The organism is Rhodococcus sp. MALMAid1271 (assembly GCF_049195265.1).
Taxonomy (GTDB): domain Bacteria; phylum Actinomycetota; class Actinomycetes; order Mycobacteriales; family Mycobacteriaceae; genus Rhodococcoides.
In genome coordinates this window covers 199,415-213,522 of sequence record NZ_JBMIRQ010000067.1, presented here as the reverse complement: position 1 = coordinate 213,522, position 14,108 = coordinate 199,415, and the positions used below count along the sequence as shown (strand labels likewise).

The following is a 14,108-nucleotide window of genomic DNA, read 5'->3' as shown; positions in this document are numbered from 1 at the left end:
ATGCCCGGAATAACCGTCAAATTCGAGAAGGGCCGGATCACTCACACGGCCGAAGCGGCTATCGTCGGCGGGCAGGTTGTGATGCCCGGTGCAGGCGTGCGCAGTGCAGTGCCCGCCACCGCCGACACCAGCAAGCCCCTTGGTGTCGCACTGACCGATGCAGCACCGAAGGCCACCCCGGCACCGGGGATGCTCTACGTCGGTACCGATCAGGTCACCGTCGCCTCTGCACCGGCAGTCGTGCCAGTCAAGTCCGATGGCTCCGCGCTCCCCGGCGATCTCGTGGTCGTCGGTACCGGCGCTGGCGTCAAGAAGGCAGCGGTCGAATCGACTGCCGCTCAGATTCTCGGTCGCGTGATCGAGAAGAACACCGACGTGGACAACACCGTTCTCGTCCGATTGGGAGGCTGACCACATGGCACCGAACACACCAGTCGTCTCGATCGACGACGGTAAGAATGTCACTGTCAACCAGGTGATGGGCGATCCCCGTGCCATCCCGCAGCGTGTCATCGATTTGGTGCGCGACAACATCATCGGTGAAACCCTGTTCCGCAACGCGGGCAACCCGGGTGGGCTGCTCGTGCAGTTCCAGCGGTCGACCCCGCTGTTCCTGGATGGTGACCCCGAGGTTGTCGCCGAGTTCGGTGAGATCCCCGTCTTCGACCTGGGGGAAGGTCTTCCTGAGGTTGCTCGCGGCGTCAAGACCGCTGCGGCAGTTCGTGTCTCACGTGAGATGCGCGACTTCAACCAGATCGACAAGGTCCGCAAGCAGGTGACGGGAACCGCCAACACGGTCATCCGCGCCAACGACGCGGCGTTCCGGTCGGCACTCGACGGCGCTTCGGTTCCCGAGATCGCCGCTACCGCTGCATGGGAGGACGCCATCAGCAAGATTCGGACTGACATCAAGGAAGCCGCGAAGACCATCGCGAGCGCTCTCCATGATGGAGACCCGACGAAGCCGAAGGGCTACGTCCCCGACACTCTGGTGCTCAACAGCGCGCTCCTGTACGACTTCATGGACGACGAAGACTTCAACAAGATCTACGTCGGCAACATCGCGGACCAGAACATCAGCTACACAGGCAAGCTCCCGAACAAGGTGCTGAATCTGAACGTGCTGCACTCGCCGCTGTGGCCGATGGACCGAGGCCTGGTCTGCCAGCGCGGCGTGACCGGCTTCTATGCCGACCCGCGACCGCTGGAAAGCACCGGCCTCTACCCCGAGGGCGGTGGACCCAACGGTGGTTCGACCGAAACGTGGCGGTCCGACACCACTCAGATCCGCATGATCGGTGTCGACGAGCCCGAGTCCGCCTGCTGGATCAACGGGATTCAGTGATGGGGGCGAAGTACCGGCTCACGGTGAACTCGTGGCGAGACCTCAAGGGTGTTCGCCACCGTCGCGGCGATGTCGTGGAGCCGCCCGAGTCCGACATCGATCGCCTGTTGAGGGCTCGTGCAATTGCACCGCTCGACGACGAAGCCGCCGAGGTCGGATCAGCGGACTCCGCAGAGCGGGCGGCGGCGCAGGTCGAAGCGGATCGGGTAGCTGCCGAGCAGGAGGCATCACGCGCTGCCGCGATTCAGGTATCCAGCAAAGTTCCGGACCGGCCGAAGATGACCGCCCCGGACCCCGTGTGGATCGCATACGGCACAGCTCGTGGAGTTGCTGTCGACGGGCTCGACAAGGAAGCGATCATCGCTGCTGTCGACGAGCTCGACAAGAAGTAGGACGGGAGGGGTCGCGTCATGGGCGCTTTCGCATCGAAGCAGGATCTGACGGCGCAGTGGCGCGCCCTCCGAGGAACTGAAAGTAAGTGGGCCGAGGAACTTCTCGAGGCCGCTGCTCGGTGGATTCGCAACAAGAGACCGGACATCGCAGACGACGATCCCGACGCGAAGTTGGTGTCGATCGCGGTGGTTCGTTCGGCTATCGGGCTCGGCGAACATCAAGGCCTGAGTCAGTTCTCGTCGGCCCTCGGGCCTCGCTCGAAGTCGGGGACTCTCGTCAACCCTGAGGCTGCACTGGTCTGGCTGCCGTGGATGAAGGAGCAACTCGGCATCGGCGGCATCGCTGACCCGCAGGCGTATTTCGGGGACGGTGATTTCCGTGAGCGATGGTGAAACAGTCCGCATCGTTCCCGGGGAAACACTGGACGCGCAACAGAATCCGATCCAAGCGAACGGCACCGAGTTCGACATCGACGGCTGCATCATCGAGCCACTCGGCTCCGACGAATCGTCGGAGTACGGGCGGTCCGGCACCGTCACCCGGATACGCATCTACACGCCCGGGCCCGTCGAGCGACCGATCACCGCGACAGACACCGTCCGTGTTCGCGGCCGGGACTGGGACATCGAAGGCGAAGCCGACGACTGGCTCTGCGACGACCCGGACCTGACCGGTCCGGTCATCACCGCGCAGAGGGGCATCGGATGAGCAAAGGTCCAAACTTCCGGTTGAACTACAAGGGCCTCGGCGAGGTCCTCCGTTCACCGCGTGCCGCCGCCCTCGTCAACGATGCTGCCGCTCAACTGAGAGATCAGGCCGGTGACGACGCCGAGATGTCGGAGTACACGACGGATCGTCGTGCCGCGTCAGTGTCGGTGCCGGCGAATCTTCAGGCCTCCGACGGGCTCCTCACCAAAGCCGCTGCCGCGGTCGGTCTGACGGTGAGGAACCGATGAAAGCGTTACGTGCTCCCGGTGATTCAGCTGCCCGCGTTCAGGAGTACCTCTCCGAGACGCTGCCGTCTCTCGCGATCGAACCGGTCGTGGTGACACTTGGCCTACCCGATGACCAGTGGTCACCGAAGTCGATACCGCACATCGGGATCTTCGACGACGGCGGCGCGTCGCAGTGGCCGGTCTCGTCGAGCCCGCTCCTGCGGGTCACCGTCTGGTCGAATGGCCGGACACGTTCCCGTGCTGTCGCGGGCTGGGTGATGGGTGTCCTTCTCGCGCACAGAATCCCGGGTGTCGCGAACGTCCGCGAACCGTCGACACTCCTCGATGCCCGGGACCCGAAGAACAAAGGCTTGACCGCCTCTTTCACGGTCCGCACCACCGTCAGAACTTCAGCACTTTAACCGCCACCTCGGTGGCTTTCTCGCCCTTGAAAGGGGTGTATTTGTCATGGCCGGAACTGTCCAGCCCACCGCTTCTCACATCTGGGACGAAGCCGAGGTGTACGTGATCGCGAAGAACGCGGTCGACGACATCGAAGCTCTCGTCCCCGCGACCCTCGCCGAAGAGCTCGATGCTCAGTGGCTCTCCGGTTTCGTCGGACTGCTCGACGCTTCGGCGGGTATCCCGATCACTCCCGAACTCGAGATCACGCACTACGACGCATTCGGTCACGCCCGGTACCGCAGCAAGGCGAAGAAGGGAACCATCACCACCGGGTTCACCGCCTTCGAAGACAACGCGGTCACGAAGCAGTTCGTGCTGCCGGGTTCGCGTGCAGGCAAGGTCGGCGCTCCGAAGACGCTGCACTTCTACACCTGCTACGTCACCCGTGACGAGGACATCGCGACTCGCATCCTGATCTCGTCGGAGCCTGCCCTGCTCGAGCTGTCGTCGCATAGCGGCATGGTCGAAGGTGAGCAGGAGTCGTACGAGATGACTGTCCACCACGCGAACGATGCGGACCGTGACGTGTTCTTCTCCGTCGACAACTCGACGACCGGTGCTGTCGCCGACGATCTGGTGCTCACCACGAGTGCTCTGCCTCCGGGTGTCGTCGGTGCACCGTACACGCAGACGCTGGCCGCGACCGGTGGCACCGGCGCGAAGGTGTGGTCGAAGACGGGCACCCTCCCGGCAGGTCTGACCCTGTCGACGGCTGGTGTCCTGTCGGGTACCCCGACTGCCGCATCGACGGGATCGGTCACGTTCACGGTCACGGACTCCGCCACCCCGACGCCGGATACCGCGTCGAAGGCGATCACGGTCACCGTCACCGCGTCCTGATAGCTCCGGTCGCCTGGTGGTGTGCAGCCCGCCAGGCGACCGGTCCCCATCCGCTGCACGAATCCTTTCTGCACGAAGGAGTCCGATGGACACGACCCGCATTCCGCACACTCTCATTTTCGCGATGATCATGGCGTTCGGCGCATGAAGCGCGTCCCGTCGATGGCTGAACGTGAATCTGCTGCAATCGAACTCGGCATCATCGAGCTGGGTGAGACGCTGTCGCCGCAGTTGCAGAACAAGATGGCGAAGGTCCTCGCTGTGCGCGATGATCTCGCCGCGCAAGAAGTCGCACAGGAAGCCGAGTCCTCTGGATTCGTCACCCCTGTCGCCGACACGTACTCCGGTCTCATCGAGGCCGGCCTGCCCGAATCAGCCGCTGCACAGGTGGTTGCTGCTGTCGCGCCGTTGATTTGGCGTGCGAACCGAGGAGCTGCACATGCCCCAAACTGATGACTTCGAAGATTTCGCCAACACTGATCCGACTGAGGAGCAGCTCGAGGAAGCTCGCCGTGTCCTCGCGAAGTCGGTCGCTGCTACCGAGGCACCCGCGCGCAAGCCCGCTAAGAAGGCTGCCACGAAGAAGAAGCCTCGTAAGTCCGCGGCTACGATCCCCGCGAACGCGCCGAAACCGCAGGACCACAAGCCCAAACAGTCACCCGCCGAGAAGGAAGTGAAGGCCGGGACGATCAACCTCACCCTCTTCGGTGAGGACGTCGACATCGATCAGCGATCGATGCTCGAGTCCTGGGACTGGCAGGTCGGTGTCATCCAGAAGAACCCGCTGCAGATGGTGAAGGGGCTCCTCGGGCAGAAGCGGTTCTCGTGGTTCTGCCTCCGGTCGCAGGCTGCCGGGATGTCCCCGATCGGTGCCGCCACCGAACTGATCGAGATGTTCAGCAAGGAAGCAGGGTTCGAGAGCACGGGAAACTCCTAGGCCTCCTCGCCCTGCTCGACAGCAAAAGCGACATTGTCGAGGCCGATCTCAGTCGATTCCACAACGGAATGGATCTGCGGGACTTGTGGCGTACCGACGACGATGGCCGGCCCCGCCTGACGTTGCGTCAGGTGTGGGTTCGGGTCCGTCGGCTCCCGCACAATTCGGCGCTGGCGATCGACGACAACGGCGGGCAGATGCCGTTCACGATGACCGAGAACCTTCTCGCTGACATCTGGCTCATCGATGCTCGCGTCCACTCGAAGAAAAGCAAGGCACCGAAGGACCATCCGGCTCGCGAGAAGCAACGCAAGACCAGGGCCGTCGGTCAGGCGGAACGTAAGCGTGGCGCATTCGAGCGCGCGAAGGCACGTAATGCCGAAAGGCTTGCGCGCACAAATCAATAGGGGGAGACGATGGCGTCGATCGGTTGGGCCACACTCTCCGTCATACCGGAAGTCCAGAAGGTTCCGTCCGGCATTGCCAAGCGGATCGGTGCGCCGTTGCGTGCCGCTGGTACGCAGGCCGGGCGGGACGCTGGCGATGCTATCGCGGGCGGTATCGCTGCCGCTCAGATGAAGGTCGACAAGGCGACCGAGGCTTTGGCGAAGTCTCAGGACAAGGTCGCCGACGCGGCCGGTCGTACCCGGGTCGCTCAGGCGCAGTTGAATGCGCTCACCGATAAGGGTGTCACCGATTCGGCTCGCCTGACTGCAGCGAACGAGAAGCTCGAGGCGGCTCGACGCAAGGAACTCGCGGCGACTCGCGACGCGACGAAGGCCGCGGACAACCTTGCTGACGCGGAGCGCCGCGCAGCGACCGCAACAGACGACGTCGCTGACACGGCTGAGCGGGCTGGTGGCGGCTTCAAGTCCATGTTCTCGGGTGTCGGTGACGGCACGAAGAAACTGGCCGGTCTCGCAGCAGGTCTGGCGGGTGTCAGTGTCGCAGCCGACGGCATGGGCAAAGCGATGGAGCAGGGCCAGATCGGCAGCAAGCTCGCAGCATCGTTCGGTGAGACCGCCGAGGAAGCGAAACGCTACGGGCAGGTAGCGGGCGACCTCTACGCATCCGGCGTCGGCAGTTCGATAGACGACATATCCGAAGCTGTTTCCGCGGTAGGTGGATCGTTCGGGTCACTCGACTCGATGGGTGCTGGCCGACTCGAGGAGCTGTCCGCGAAGGCGTCCGGTTTCGCGACGATCTTCGACCAGGACATCGCCGGCTCTGTGCAGTCCGCCAGCCTGCTGATGACCAACGGACTCGCAGCGAATGCCGACGAAGCGTTCGACCTGATGACCCGCGGTATGCAGGAAGTGTCCGTCGAGATGCGGAGCGAGCTCCCCGAGATCCTGAACGAGTACGGAACCAACTTCCGCGCTTTGGGTTTCGACGGTGCCGAGTCGTTCAACATACTGATCGCGGCATCGCAGAACGGCGGCATCGCGCTCGACAAGACCGGCGATGCGTTGAAGGAATTCACGATCCGCGCGACTGATGGCAGCAAAGCCACGGCGGAGGCATACGCGGCGATCGGCGGCGACGCCGATCTGATGGCGAACGATGTCGTCGTCGGCGGCGAGCAGGCACAGTACGCGCTGCAGGAGACTGCCCGAAAACTGCTGGAAATGGAAGATCCGGCTGCTCGTGCACAGAACGCGATCGCCCTGTTCGGTAGCCCTCTCGAGGACTTGTCTGTCGATCAGATCCCCGCTTTCCTCGAGGGGATCGCCGGCGCTGACGATGTGATGGGTGACTTCAACGGTGCCCTCGATGGGTCGATCGATGTCCTGAACGACAACGCTGGATCGAGCCTCGAAACGTTCAAGCGTGGCCTCGAGCAGAACATCACGAACATGATCGGCGACAACGTTCTGCCGATGCTCGGCGATTTCACTGGTGCGCTCGAGGAGAACGAGGGCTCGGCCATCGCCGCGGTCGTCGGTATGACCGGGCTCGGTGGCGCTATGGCCGGATTCGAGACTGCCAAGGGCACTTTCGATTCTGTCAAAGAAGGCGTCTTGGGCGTCAAGGATGGGCTCCTCGAGGCGAAGGACACCGCTGCGTCCGCGCTCGATGGGCTGAAGACGGGTGCGTCGGCAGTCAAGGATGGGTTCGGTACCGCGAAAGCTGCGGCCGGGACTGCCGCGTCGTCGGCGAAAGCTGCCGCGACATCGGTGGCGGCCGGGACTGCCGCACTCGCAGCGAATACGGGTGCATGGGTCGCGAACGGCATTGCCACCGCGCGGGCCGGTGTCGCCTATGTCGCGCAGAAGGTTGCGCTCGTCGCATCCACCGTCGCCACGGCTGCCGCTACCGGTGCGCAGTGGCTGCTGAACGTTGCCCTGTCGGCGAACCCGATCGGCCTGATCATCGCTGCTGTCGCCGCTCTCGTCGCCGGTCTGGTGTGGTTCTTCACCCAGACCGAGATCGGTCAGAAGATCGTCACGGCCGCATGGGACGCGATCCTGTCCGGCTGGAACTGGATGTACGACAAGGTCTCGTCGGGCATTCAACTGCTCGGCGACGGCCTCGGCTACATCGGCGAGAAGGCCGGCGAAGCGAAGGACTGGGTCGTCGAGAAGTTCGACAGCCTGGTCGCATTCGTCACCGGCCTGCCGGGGCGTATTGCCTCCGCTGCGAGCGGAATGTGGGACGGCATACAGTCCGCCTTCAAGGGCGCGATCAACTACATCATCCAAGCGTGGAACGCACTCGAGTTCCGTATCCCGGGCTTCGAGGTCGGGCCGATCAAGTGGGATGGATTCACCCTCGGGCTTCCCGATATCCCGATGCTGGCGGGTGGTGGTGTTGCTGGCCGACGTTCTAACGGTGAGCTGTACGGCCCGGGGTCCGGGACGTCCGACTCCATCCTCGGCGTCGACGCGTTCGGCATGCCGACAGCCCTCGTGTCCAACCATGAGGGGGTCGTCAAAGAGACCGCGATGAACGCTGGCGGTGACCGTATCGTCGCGGCCCTCAACGCCGGTTGGGTCCCGACGGCGGACTTCCTGCACGGGATGCTGCAAGGCGACTTCCGGGCGAACTCGCTGGGCATTCAGGAAGACAACCCGCTGGTTGGTGGCGCACTCGATCTGCACCGGATGCTCAGCAGCCTCCCTCGGTTCGCCGACGGCGGCGAGCTGGGTGGCGGAACGATCAACGCGTCGATCTGGGATGTCATCAGTGCCAAGTTCCCTGACGCACAACTGAGTTCGGGATACCGTCCTGGCGACCCCGGATTCCACGGGGTCAAGCAGGCGATCGATGTTGCCGGACCGGACATGCAGGGATACGCGGACTACGCGTTCAACGAGCTGCGCGGGGATCTCGCGCAGATCATCTGGAACAACGGGCCTGTCTGGTACAACGTCAAAGACAACCAGCTGGGTACCGGGGTTGCGACAGCGGAAGGCGCGGAGGCTCGCGGGATCTACGGCGAGGGAACAATGGCCGGCCATGCCGATCATGTGCACCTCGCCGCCGAGAAGCCTCTCGGTCCGGTGGTTGCGCCCACGTCGCCAGATCTCGCGTCGGCTGCGCCTGCTGATATGGGTGCGTGGACTGATTCGACCGCGCCGTCAGCTGCTTCGCCTGCGGGCGCAACCGCGGCATCCCCAGACGTTGAGAAGTCGTTCTCTGCCAGGGATCGGTACAAGAAGATGTTCACCGATATCGGTGGCATCTGGGCTGATGCTTCCCTCGAGATCTTCGGGGCGGGTGAATGGCTGGACCTCGCCGATCGGTACACGATCAAGTCGAGTGACAGCCCGGTATCGACGGTCGGCACTTCGGTGCCGGTCACCCCGATGTCCCCTGACTCGGCAGCCGCAGCAGACCCGGTTACCGCACTCACTGATGTTCCCGACATTAACCGCACGGGCGCGGACTTGTACTCGTACGAGATCGCCCGCGCGGCCAAGGAAATGGGACTCGGTGAAGCGGCAGCGGTAATCGGTGAGGCGACAGCTCTGGTCGAATCCGGTGACCCGCTGAAGATGTGGGCCAACCAGAAGCTGCCCGAGTCGCTGAACCTCCCACACGATGCCGTCGGAAACGACGGCACCTCGACGGGCCTGTTCCAGCAGCAGGACAACGGGGCGTGGGGATCGCTCGAGCAACGGATGAATCCGTTCGAGTCGGCGAAGTTGTTCTACGACGCCCTGCCATCAGGCTGGGAAGGGATGGACCCGGGCGCTGTCGCGCAGCAGGTTCAGCGGTCGGCGTTCGGTGAGAAGTACGGGCCGATGATGGGCCGCGGTCAAGAGCTCGTCGATCAGGCGAACCTCTTCGACACGGGCGGTGTCTGGCAGCCGAATACGTGGGGCTTCAACGGACTCAGCAAACCCGAGCTCGTTCTGAAGGACGCGCACTGGAAGGTCGCCGAGGCGAACATCAGCAAGATCGATGAACTCGTCGGCGCGGGTGGTGGTGCCGGTAATTCCGGCGCGACCATCAACCAGACGTTCCACACCACCGTCGCCGATCAGGCCGGGTTCCATCGTCGGGCCAACCGTGATCGGTCCCTCGCAATGATGCAATACGGAGGGAGGCCCGAAATTGGCCGTTGATATCACCATCATCGGCGCGGATGGGACTCGGCTCGATGTCAGTGGACGTAACGCCGGCCGTCAGGGAATCATCCTGGCGGCCGGTCAGGTCCAGGGCATCTACGATGCTCCGATCACGCGTGAATGGTCCTCGGCCGCTAGGGAGATCGGTGGCCGTCCGAAGGGTACGAGCTACGAGGTTCGTGATCTGATCCTCGGGTTTCACGTGTTCGGTGACGATGATCCTCGCGGTTACGAGTGGCTGGATTCGACGTTGCGGAAATGCTTCACATCCGAGGTCGACAAGTGGGATGTGAACGAGAAGCTGTGCCGTATCTACTACAAGTCGAAGCGTGACCATCGTGTGTTGCATGTGGCGCTCAACGACGTCGTCAATTTCACGCCGGATATGGACCCGACCGAGGACGAGTACGGCAATCCGCAGTATCCGTTGCGTGCTGGTCAGCCGATGTGGGAAGGCAAGAAGGACGTCACCTTCTGGCAGACAACGTCGTCGTCCGGCTCTGGCTTCATCGAGGTGTCGAACCCGACGGACCGGCCACTGCTGCAGACGTGGGTTCTCACGCGCGGTACGTGGACGGTCCCTGACCCGTCGTGGGTCGGGCCGAAGGGTGCCCGTGTGCTCGGCGGGGAATTCCCGACGCGCGCACTACCACTCGCCCCGATCGACTCGGTTCACGGCGGTGCTCGGATCAATCTCGACCCGATGCGGTTGATGGTCGAATCGTGGACGGGAACCAACCTGCTCGGCGAGTTGGCGGGGGAGCGGTTCTTCATGCACGAGATTCCGCCGTACACACCGACGACGCTGTTGCCGATCTCGGTGTCCGGTGCGCCGTCGGGTGGTGCTCGAGCGGAACTGCATCAGCGCCGATTCTGGTCCCGCCCGTCTGGGCTTCAATGGAGGTAGGTGGGTCCGATGGCACTGGCACAAGCTGACTTCGGGCTTTCTCTGATCGATCAGTGCAACGCGATCATGGAGGCCACCGAGGCTCGCCATCAGGAGATGGAGGCCATCCGAGCGAAGGACCCACTGGTCCGGCTGTTCGACGGTAACCGCAAGCTGCAGCACCTGATTCAGAACGATGACGAGTTCACGTTCGACGACCCGGACAACGACACCGGGCCCGGACAGATCACGATGGACTTCGAGTTCGAGGCCGCTCAGTACCTGCACGACATGTACGGGCGCAAGCAGCGCGGTGAGTCGATCAACGTGCTCGTCGTCGTCGATCACTGCGGTGGTCGATGGTCGGGTCTGCTGGACCGCACCGAGGTGGTACAGGACGAGACCGGTCAGTCGAAGCTGATCGCGCATTTCCTGTCCGACTACGAGCAGCTGAAATGGAAGCAGCTGTGGTCGAACCCTGTCCTGCCAGCGTTCATTCAGGCACCTCGCGTGTTCATGCTCGGCGGTCCCGCCCGGTGGGTGCTCCTCACCGCGCTGCTGCTGAACCTGTGGCGTGAGAACCTCAGCCTCTGGCATCTGCCCGACGACCCCCTGAAAATCTCGTCGTGGTTCTCCGGTCTCGACCAGTACAACTGGCCGGTCCGGGTGAAACCGATCTCGTTCCTCGACGACCTCGCGGCGGGCACACCGATGGCTTTGCTGTCGTCTCGGTGGAAGACGTGGCACGACGCGGCGCAGATGATCCTCGAGGACGCGGAACTGTCCGTGACGTGGCGTCGCTGGTTCGAGGGTGACGAACTGCCGTGGCCGGGTGCTGTCATCAAACCGGGCACGCTGATCATCGGCATCGAGGACAAGTCGGGTGTCTACGAGGGAACCGCGAACGGCGGCACCATCTTCGACGGCTTCACCCGCATCTTCCGTGACGTCGCCGAGGACCTCTACGAGGACACCGACTACGCGGCGACGGGCGCGATCCCGACGATCGCCGACTACCGGGTGCCGGGGCGGTTGCTGACGAATCGTCGTGCACCGTACGTGTTCTATCCACCGGACTCGCCTGGTGTGACGCATTCGAGTTTCATCCAGTCACCAGCCAAGGGCAAGCAGATCAACACTGGTGGCGCGTCCATGCCGGGCGTCAACGAGACGATCTCGGCGGCTGTGCAGGGAATTTTCGATGTCATCGGAAATGCGTTGCAGGTGGGAAGCATTGGCGGATCTGTGGATGCCATCGCGAAGATGTTCTACCAGGACACCGTGCTCGCGTGGATCTCGGTGAAGCTGTACGAGAGAGCGCAATCCGGTGGCGACTTCCAACTCTACGAGTATTTCGTGGACTCGGGAGGCAAGGCCTACACACTGTCGTCGTTCATGGTGATCCGAGCTGGCCGGTACGCGACTCGCACCTGGTTCTCCTGCTCGATGGATATCGCTGATGCCGCACCGTATCTCATTGGCGATCAGGGTCAAGGTCACTTCTGGAAGGGTGACCGCGTCTCGACGATGATCAAGGGCGATCGTTCTCGCCGACTCCATATCGATCGAGTCCGCAGGTTGACCCTTTCGCGTAAACGCGGTGAACGCGCAGCGTATGCGCTCGCTATCGGAAACGATGCGGCGCAGGAAGATCCGCTGGTCCGGCTGATGGCCCGTATGGAGCGTGTCAAGTCGGAGATGAAAGACCTCGGGGTGTTTTCGTAAATTCGATCAACTCGAAAGGCTGGCTGCACCATGCCTCCACGCAAGAGAAAACAGTCGACGGCGAAGCGGGATGCACCCGTCGACACGCAAGAGGAACGGTTCCCGACCCGGGAGAACTGCGATCCCACCGACCCGCAAGAGATGTTCTGGTGGATGTTCGCGTCACTCCCGGGGATGAACAATGCGTTCTTCCTGATGCCGATCATCTACTACCGCATCGTGTCCGAGCGCCTGTACCAGTTGGGTGCTCGGGTGAAGTGCGAGAACTGTGGCCATTCGGCTGAGCCGACGCTGAAGTTGCAGATGCCGAACAACGGTGATCCGCACTGGATGTCGGGGCAGGGCAAGTGGGTTCCGATCGACACCCCTGATCCGGTCATGTCGCCGATCAAGAAGGCCGTCGACGGACTGTCGCAGGCCGACCGGGCGGCGTTCTTCCGTGAGCTCGCACGACGCCAACAGGCAGAACAGGAGGGGACCGATGGCAACTGAACAGCAGCTCGTGTACGCGCGGGCCATCGTCGCCGAGGGGCGTCGCCTCGGGGTCACGGACCGCGGTCTGGTCATCGGACTGGCAACTGCGCTCGTCGAGTGCGACCTGGTCATGTACGCCAACAAGGCGGACCCGGAAACGCTGAAGTACCCGCACGAGCGCATCGGGAAGGACTCGAAATCGTCGGGTCTGTTCCAACAGCAGCCACCGTGGTGGGGCACCGCTGCAGAGCGGATGGACCCGACCGCGTCGGCACGCATGTTCTTCGAGGCACTGAAGAAGCTGGACTACAACGGGCCCCGCTCGGCTGGCTGGTATGCGCAGCAGGTCCAGCGGTCCTCGTTCCCGGACCGCTACGACGAGCGGATGCCGCAGGCCGCGGCACTGTTCGCATCCCTCACTGCCGCTCCCGCACCACAACCCGCGAAGGAGGCCGGCGTGTCCGTCCAGGAATTCGACCGATCGGACGAGGGCAACAGCAGCTCCCGCAACGGGGCCAAGGTTCGACTGTTCGTTCTCCACACGGAGGAAGGCAACCAGGATGCCTGGGGCTTGCACGAGTGGATGAAACGCAATCAGGTGTCGTATCACTACATCCTCGCGAAGGGTGTCTGTGTCGACCACGTCAACACGGATCGGTCGTCGTGGTCGGTGCTCGATGCGAACCCGTACTGCATCAACCTCGTGTTCGCGGGGTCGAAAGCATCACAGACCAGGCAGCAGTGGCTCGACCGGTACGCCCTGGAAATCGACTACGCAGCAATGCTGTTCGTGCAGGACGCGAAGAAGTACGACCCGCTCGTCCCGGTAGTGCTCGGCAAGGATTACAAGGCGATCGGCCGCGGCGCTGCCGGTGGCATCGACCACTCAGGGATCACGTACGGCGTCGGCCTCGGGTCGCACACCGACTGCGGACCGAACTTCCCGTTCGATGTGTTCGCCGCCTCGGTAGCCAAGTACGCGAACGAGCAGCAGGTGCCTGTCGTCGTGACACCGCCGCCGAACGAGATCGACCTGATGGCCAAGGCTGCACCCTGGCTCGGCGCTCGGCTGACGGTAGGGGAGATCACACCTGCTGATGGCCGTGGCCGGATCGTGCACTTCGAGAACGGTTCCATCTACTGGACCCCGACGACCGGTGCCCGACCGATCCCGGCGCGCCTGTTCGAAGTGTTCGCCGGACTGAACTTCGAGTTCACCCTCGGCTACCCGGTGGCGTACCACTCGGTGCTGCCTGACGGCGACGTGCAGGCGTTCGAGAACGGTGTCCTGTACCGGAAGAACGGTCAGCCCGGTTTCTGGGTGCACGGTGCGATCGGGGAGCGGTGGCAGCGCTCCGGTTACGAGACCGGCATTTTTGGCTGGCCGACGTCGAACGAGCAGACGTTGCCTGACGGTTCGATCGTGCAGCACTTCGAGAACGGGCAGATCGTCTGGTCTCCCGACAACACGGTCGCGCTCATCCCCCTCGACGGCCCGGACGAAATCGTCCCGGACCGCACCCACTGAAAGAAG

The 14,108-nt window shown here is 63.4% G+C and carries 16 protein-coding genes; all 16 read left to right on the top strand.

Features of this window, described 5'->3' with window-relative positions; all coding sequences use genetic code 11:
• Entirely contained in the window at positions 1 to 411 is a 411-nt protein-coding gene (locus ACOQFP_RS09760) for a structural cement protein Gp24 (RefSeq protein ID WP_421584157.1), read from the top strand.
• Between the two features lie 4 nt (positions 412 to 415).
• Entirely contained in the window at positions 416 to 1,345 is a 930-nt protein-coding gene (locus tag ACOQFP_RS09755; protein ID WP_421584156.1) for a hypothetical protein, read from the top strand.
• Complete coding sequence (locus ACOQFP_RS09750; protein WP_421584155.1) at positions 1,345 to 1,737, top strand: lipase chaperone; 393 nt, start codon at positions 1,345 to 1,347, stop codon at positions 1,735 to 1,737. The genes ACOQFP_RS09755 and ACOQFP_RS09750 overlap by 1 nt, the downstream gene beginning before the upstream one ends.
• Before the next feature lie 18 nt (positions 1,738 to 1,755).
• Complete coding sequence (locus ACOQFP_RS09745; RefSeq protein ID WP_421584154.1) at positions 1,756 to 2,130, top strand: hypothetical protein; 375 nt, start codon at positions 1,756 to 1,758, stop codon at positions 2,128 to 2,130.
• On the top strand, positions 2,117 to 2,446 hold the full coding sequence (locus ACOQFP_RS09740; RefSeq protein WP_421584153.1) for a hypothetical protein: 330 nt from the start codon (positions 2,117 to 2,119) through the stop codon (positions 2,444 to 2,446). Before ACOQFP_RS09745 ends, ACOQFP_RS09740 begins: the two co-directional genes overlap by 14 nt.
• A complete protein-coding gene (locus tag ACOQFP_RS09735) occupies positions 2,443 to 2,694 on the top strand; it encodes a hypothetical protein (RefSeq protein WP_421584152.1) in 252 nt (83 codons plus the stop codon). The genes ACOQFP_RS09740 and ACOQFP_RS09735 overlap by 4 nt, the downstream gene beginning before the upstream one ends.
• Positions 2,691 to 3,095, top strand: coding sequence for a hypothetical protein (locus ACOQFP_RS09730; protein WP_421584151.1), 405 nt, complete (start codon positions 2,691 to 2,693; stop codon positions 3,093 to 3,095). Before ACOQFP_RS09735 ends, ACOQFP_RS09730 begins: the two co-directional genes overlap by 4 nt.
• 46 nt (positions 3,096 to 3,141) lie before the next feature.
• Positions 3,142 to 3,978 carry an Ig domain-containing protein gene (locus ACOQFP_RS09725; RefSeq protein WP_421584150.1) on the top strand — a complete coding sequence of 279 codons (837 nt, stop codon included), beginning with the start codon at positions 3,142 to 3,144 and terminating at the stop codon, positions 3,976 to 3,978.
• Between the two features lie 162 nt (positions 3,979 to 4,140).
• On the top strand, positions 4,141 to 4,431 hold the full coding sequence (locus ACOQFP_RS09720) for a hypothetical protein (RefSeq protein WP_421584149.1): 291 nt from the start codon (positions 4,141 to 4,143) through the stop codon (positions 4,429 to 4,431).
• A complete protein-coding gene (locus ACOQFP_RS09715; RefSeq protein WP_421584148.1) occupies positions 4,418 to 4,915 on the top strand; it encodes a hypothetical protein in 498 nt (165 codons plus the stop codon). The genes ACOQFP_RS09720 and ACOQFP_RS09715 overlap by 14 nt, the downstream gene beginning before the upstream one ends.
• 68 nt (positions 4,916 to 4,983) lie before the next feature.
• On the top strand, positions 4,984 to 5,322 hold the full coding sequence (locus tag ACOQFP_RS09710) for a hypothetical protein (RefSeq protein WP_421584147.1): 339 nt from the start codon (positions 4,984 to 4,986) through the stop codon (positions 5,320 to 5,322).
• 9 nt (positions 5,323 to 5,331) lie between these two features.
• Entirely contained in the window at positions 5,332 to 9,486 is a 4,155-nt protein-coding gene (locus ACOQFP_RS09705) for a phage tail tape measure protein (protein WP_421584146.1), read from the top strand.
• Positions 9,476 to 10,396 carry a hypothetical protein gene (locus tag ACOQFP_RS09700; RefSeq protein WP_421584145.1) on the top strand — a complete coding sequence of 307 codons (921 nt, stop codon included), beginning with the start codon at positions 9,476 to 9,478 and terminating at the stop codon, positions 10,394 to 10,396. Before ACOQFP_RS09705 ends, ACOQFP_RS09700 begins: the two co-directional genes overlap by 11 nt.
• A 9-nt stretch (positions 10,397 to 10,405) precedes the next feature.
• Positions 10,406 to 12,100 carry a hypothetical protein gene (locus ACOQFP_RS09695; protein WP_421584144.1) on the top strand — a complete coding sequence of 565 codons (1,695 nt, stop codon included), beginning with the start codon at positions 10,406 to 10,408 and terminating at the stop codon, positions 12,098 to 12,100.
• 30 nt (positions 12,101 to 12,130) lie between these two features.
• Positions 12,131 to 12,592 (top strand): phage gene 29 protein family protein, encoded by a 462-nt coding sequence (locus tag ACOQFP_RS09690; protein ID WP_421584143.1) that lies wholly within the window; start codon positions 12,131 to 12,133, stop codon positions 12,590 to 12,592.
• Entirely contained in the window at positions 12,582 to 14,102 is a 1,521-nt protein-coding gene (locus tag ACOQFP_RS09685; protein WP_421584142.1) for an LGFP repeat-containing protein, read from the top strand. The genes ACOQFP_RS09690 and ACOQFP_RS09685 overlap by 11 nt, the downstream gene beginning before the upstream one ends.
• The last annotated feature ends 6 nt before the right edge of the window (positions 14,103 to 14,108 follow it).

What these genes read in the sequence shown, in the direction of transcription:
- ACOQFP_RS09710 (WP_421584147.1), top strand. Translation starts at nt 4,984, where the DNA reads ATGGATCTGCGGGACTTGTGGCGTACCGACGACGATGGCCGGCCCCGC.
- ACOQFP_RS09745 (WP_421584154.1), top strand. Translation starts at nt 1,756, where the DNA reads ATGGGCGCTTTCGCATCGAAGCAGGATCTGACGGCGCAGTGGCGCGCC.
- ACOQFP_RS09695 (WP_421584144.1), top strand. Translation starts at nt 10,406, where the DNA reads ATGGCACTGGCACAAGCTGACTTCGGGCTTTCTCTGATCGATCAGTGC.
- ACOQFP_RS09715 (WP_421584148.1), top strand. Translation starts at nt 4,418, where the DNA reads ATGCCCCAAACTGATGACTTCGAAGATTTCGCCAACACTGATCCGACT.
- ACOQFP_RS09735 (WP_421584152.1), top strand. Translation starts at nt 2,443, where the DNA reads ATGAGCAAAGGTCCAAACTTCCGGTTGAACTACAAGGGCCTCGGCGAG.
- ACOQFP_RS09690 (WP_421584143.1), top strand. Translation starts at nt 12,131, where the DNA reads ATGCCTCCACGCAAGAGAAAACAGTCGACGGCGAAGCGGGATGCACCC.
- ACOQFP_RS09750 (WP_421584155.1), top strand. Translation starts at nt 1,345, where the DNA reads ATGGGGGCGAAGTACCGGCTCACGGTGAACTCGTGGCGAGACCTCAAG.
- ACOQFP_RS09760 (WP_421584157.1), top strand. Translation starts at nt 1, where the DNA reads ATGCCCGGAATAACCGTCAAATTCGAGAAGGGCCGGATCACTCACACG.
- ACOQFP_RS09725 (WP_421584150.1), top strand. Translation starts at nt 3,142, where the DNA reads ATGGCCGGAACTGTCCAGCCCACCGCTTCTCACATCTGGGACGAAGCC.
- ACOQFP_RS09685 (WP_421584142.1), top strand. Translation starts at nt 12,582, where the DNA reads ATGGCAACTGAACAGCAGCTCGTGTACGCGCGGGCCATCGTCGCCGAG.
- ACOQFP_RS09705 (WP_421584146.1), top strand. Translation starts at nt 5,332, where the DNA reads ATGGCGTCGATCGGTTGGGCCACACTCTCCGTCATACCGGAAGTCCAG.
- ACOQFP_RS09720 (WP_421584149.1), top strand. Translation starts at nt 4,141, where the DNA reads ATGGCTGAACGTGAATCTGCTGCAATCGAACTCGGCATCATCGAGCTG.
- ACOQFP_RS09755 (WP_421584156.1), top strand. Translation starts at nt 416, where the DNA reads ATGGCACCGAACACACCAGTCGTCTCGATCGACGACGGTAAGAATGTC.
- ACOQFP_RS09730 (WP_421584151.1), top strand. Translation starts at nt 2,691, where the DNA reads ATGAAAGCGTTACGTGCTCCCGGTGATTCAGCTGCCCGCGTTCAGGAG.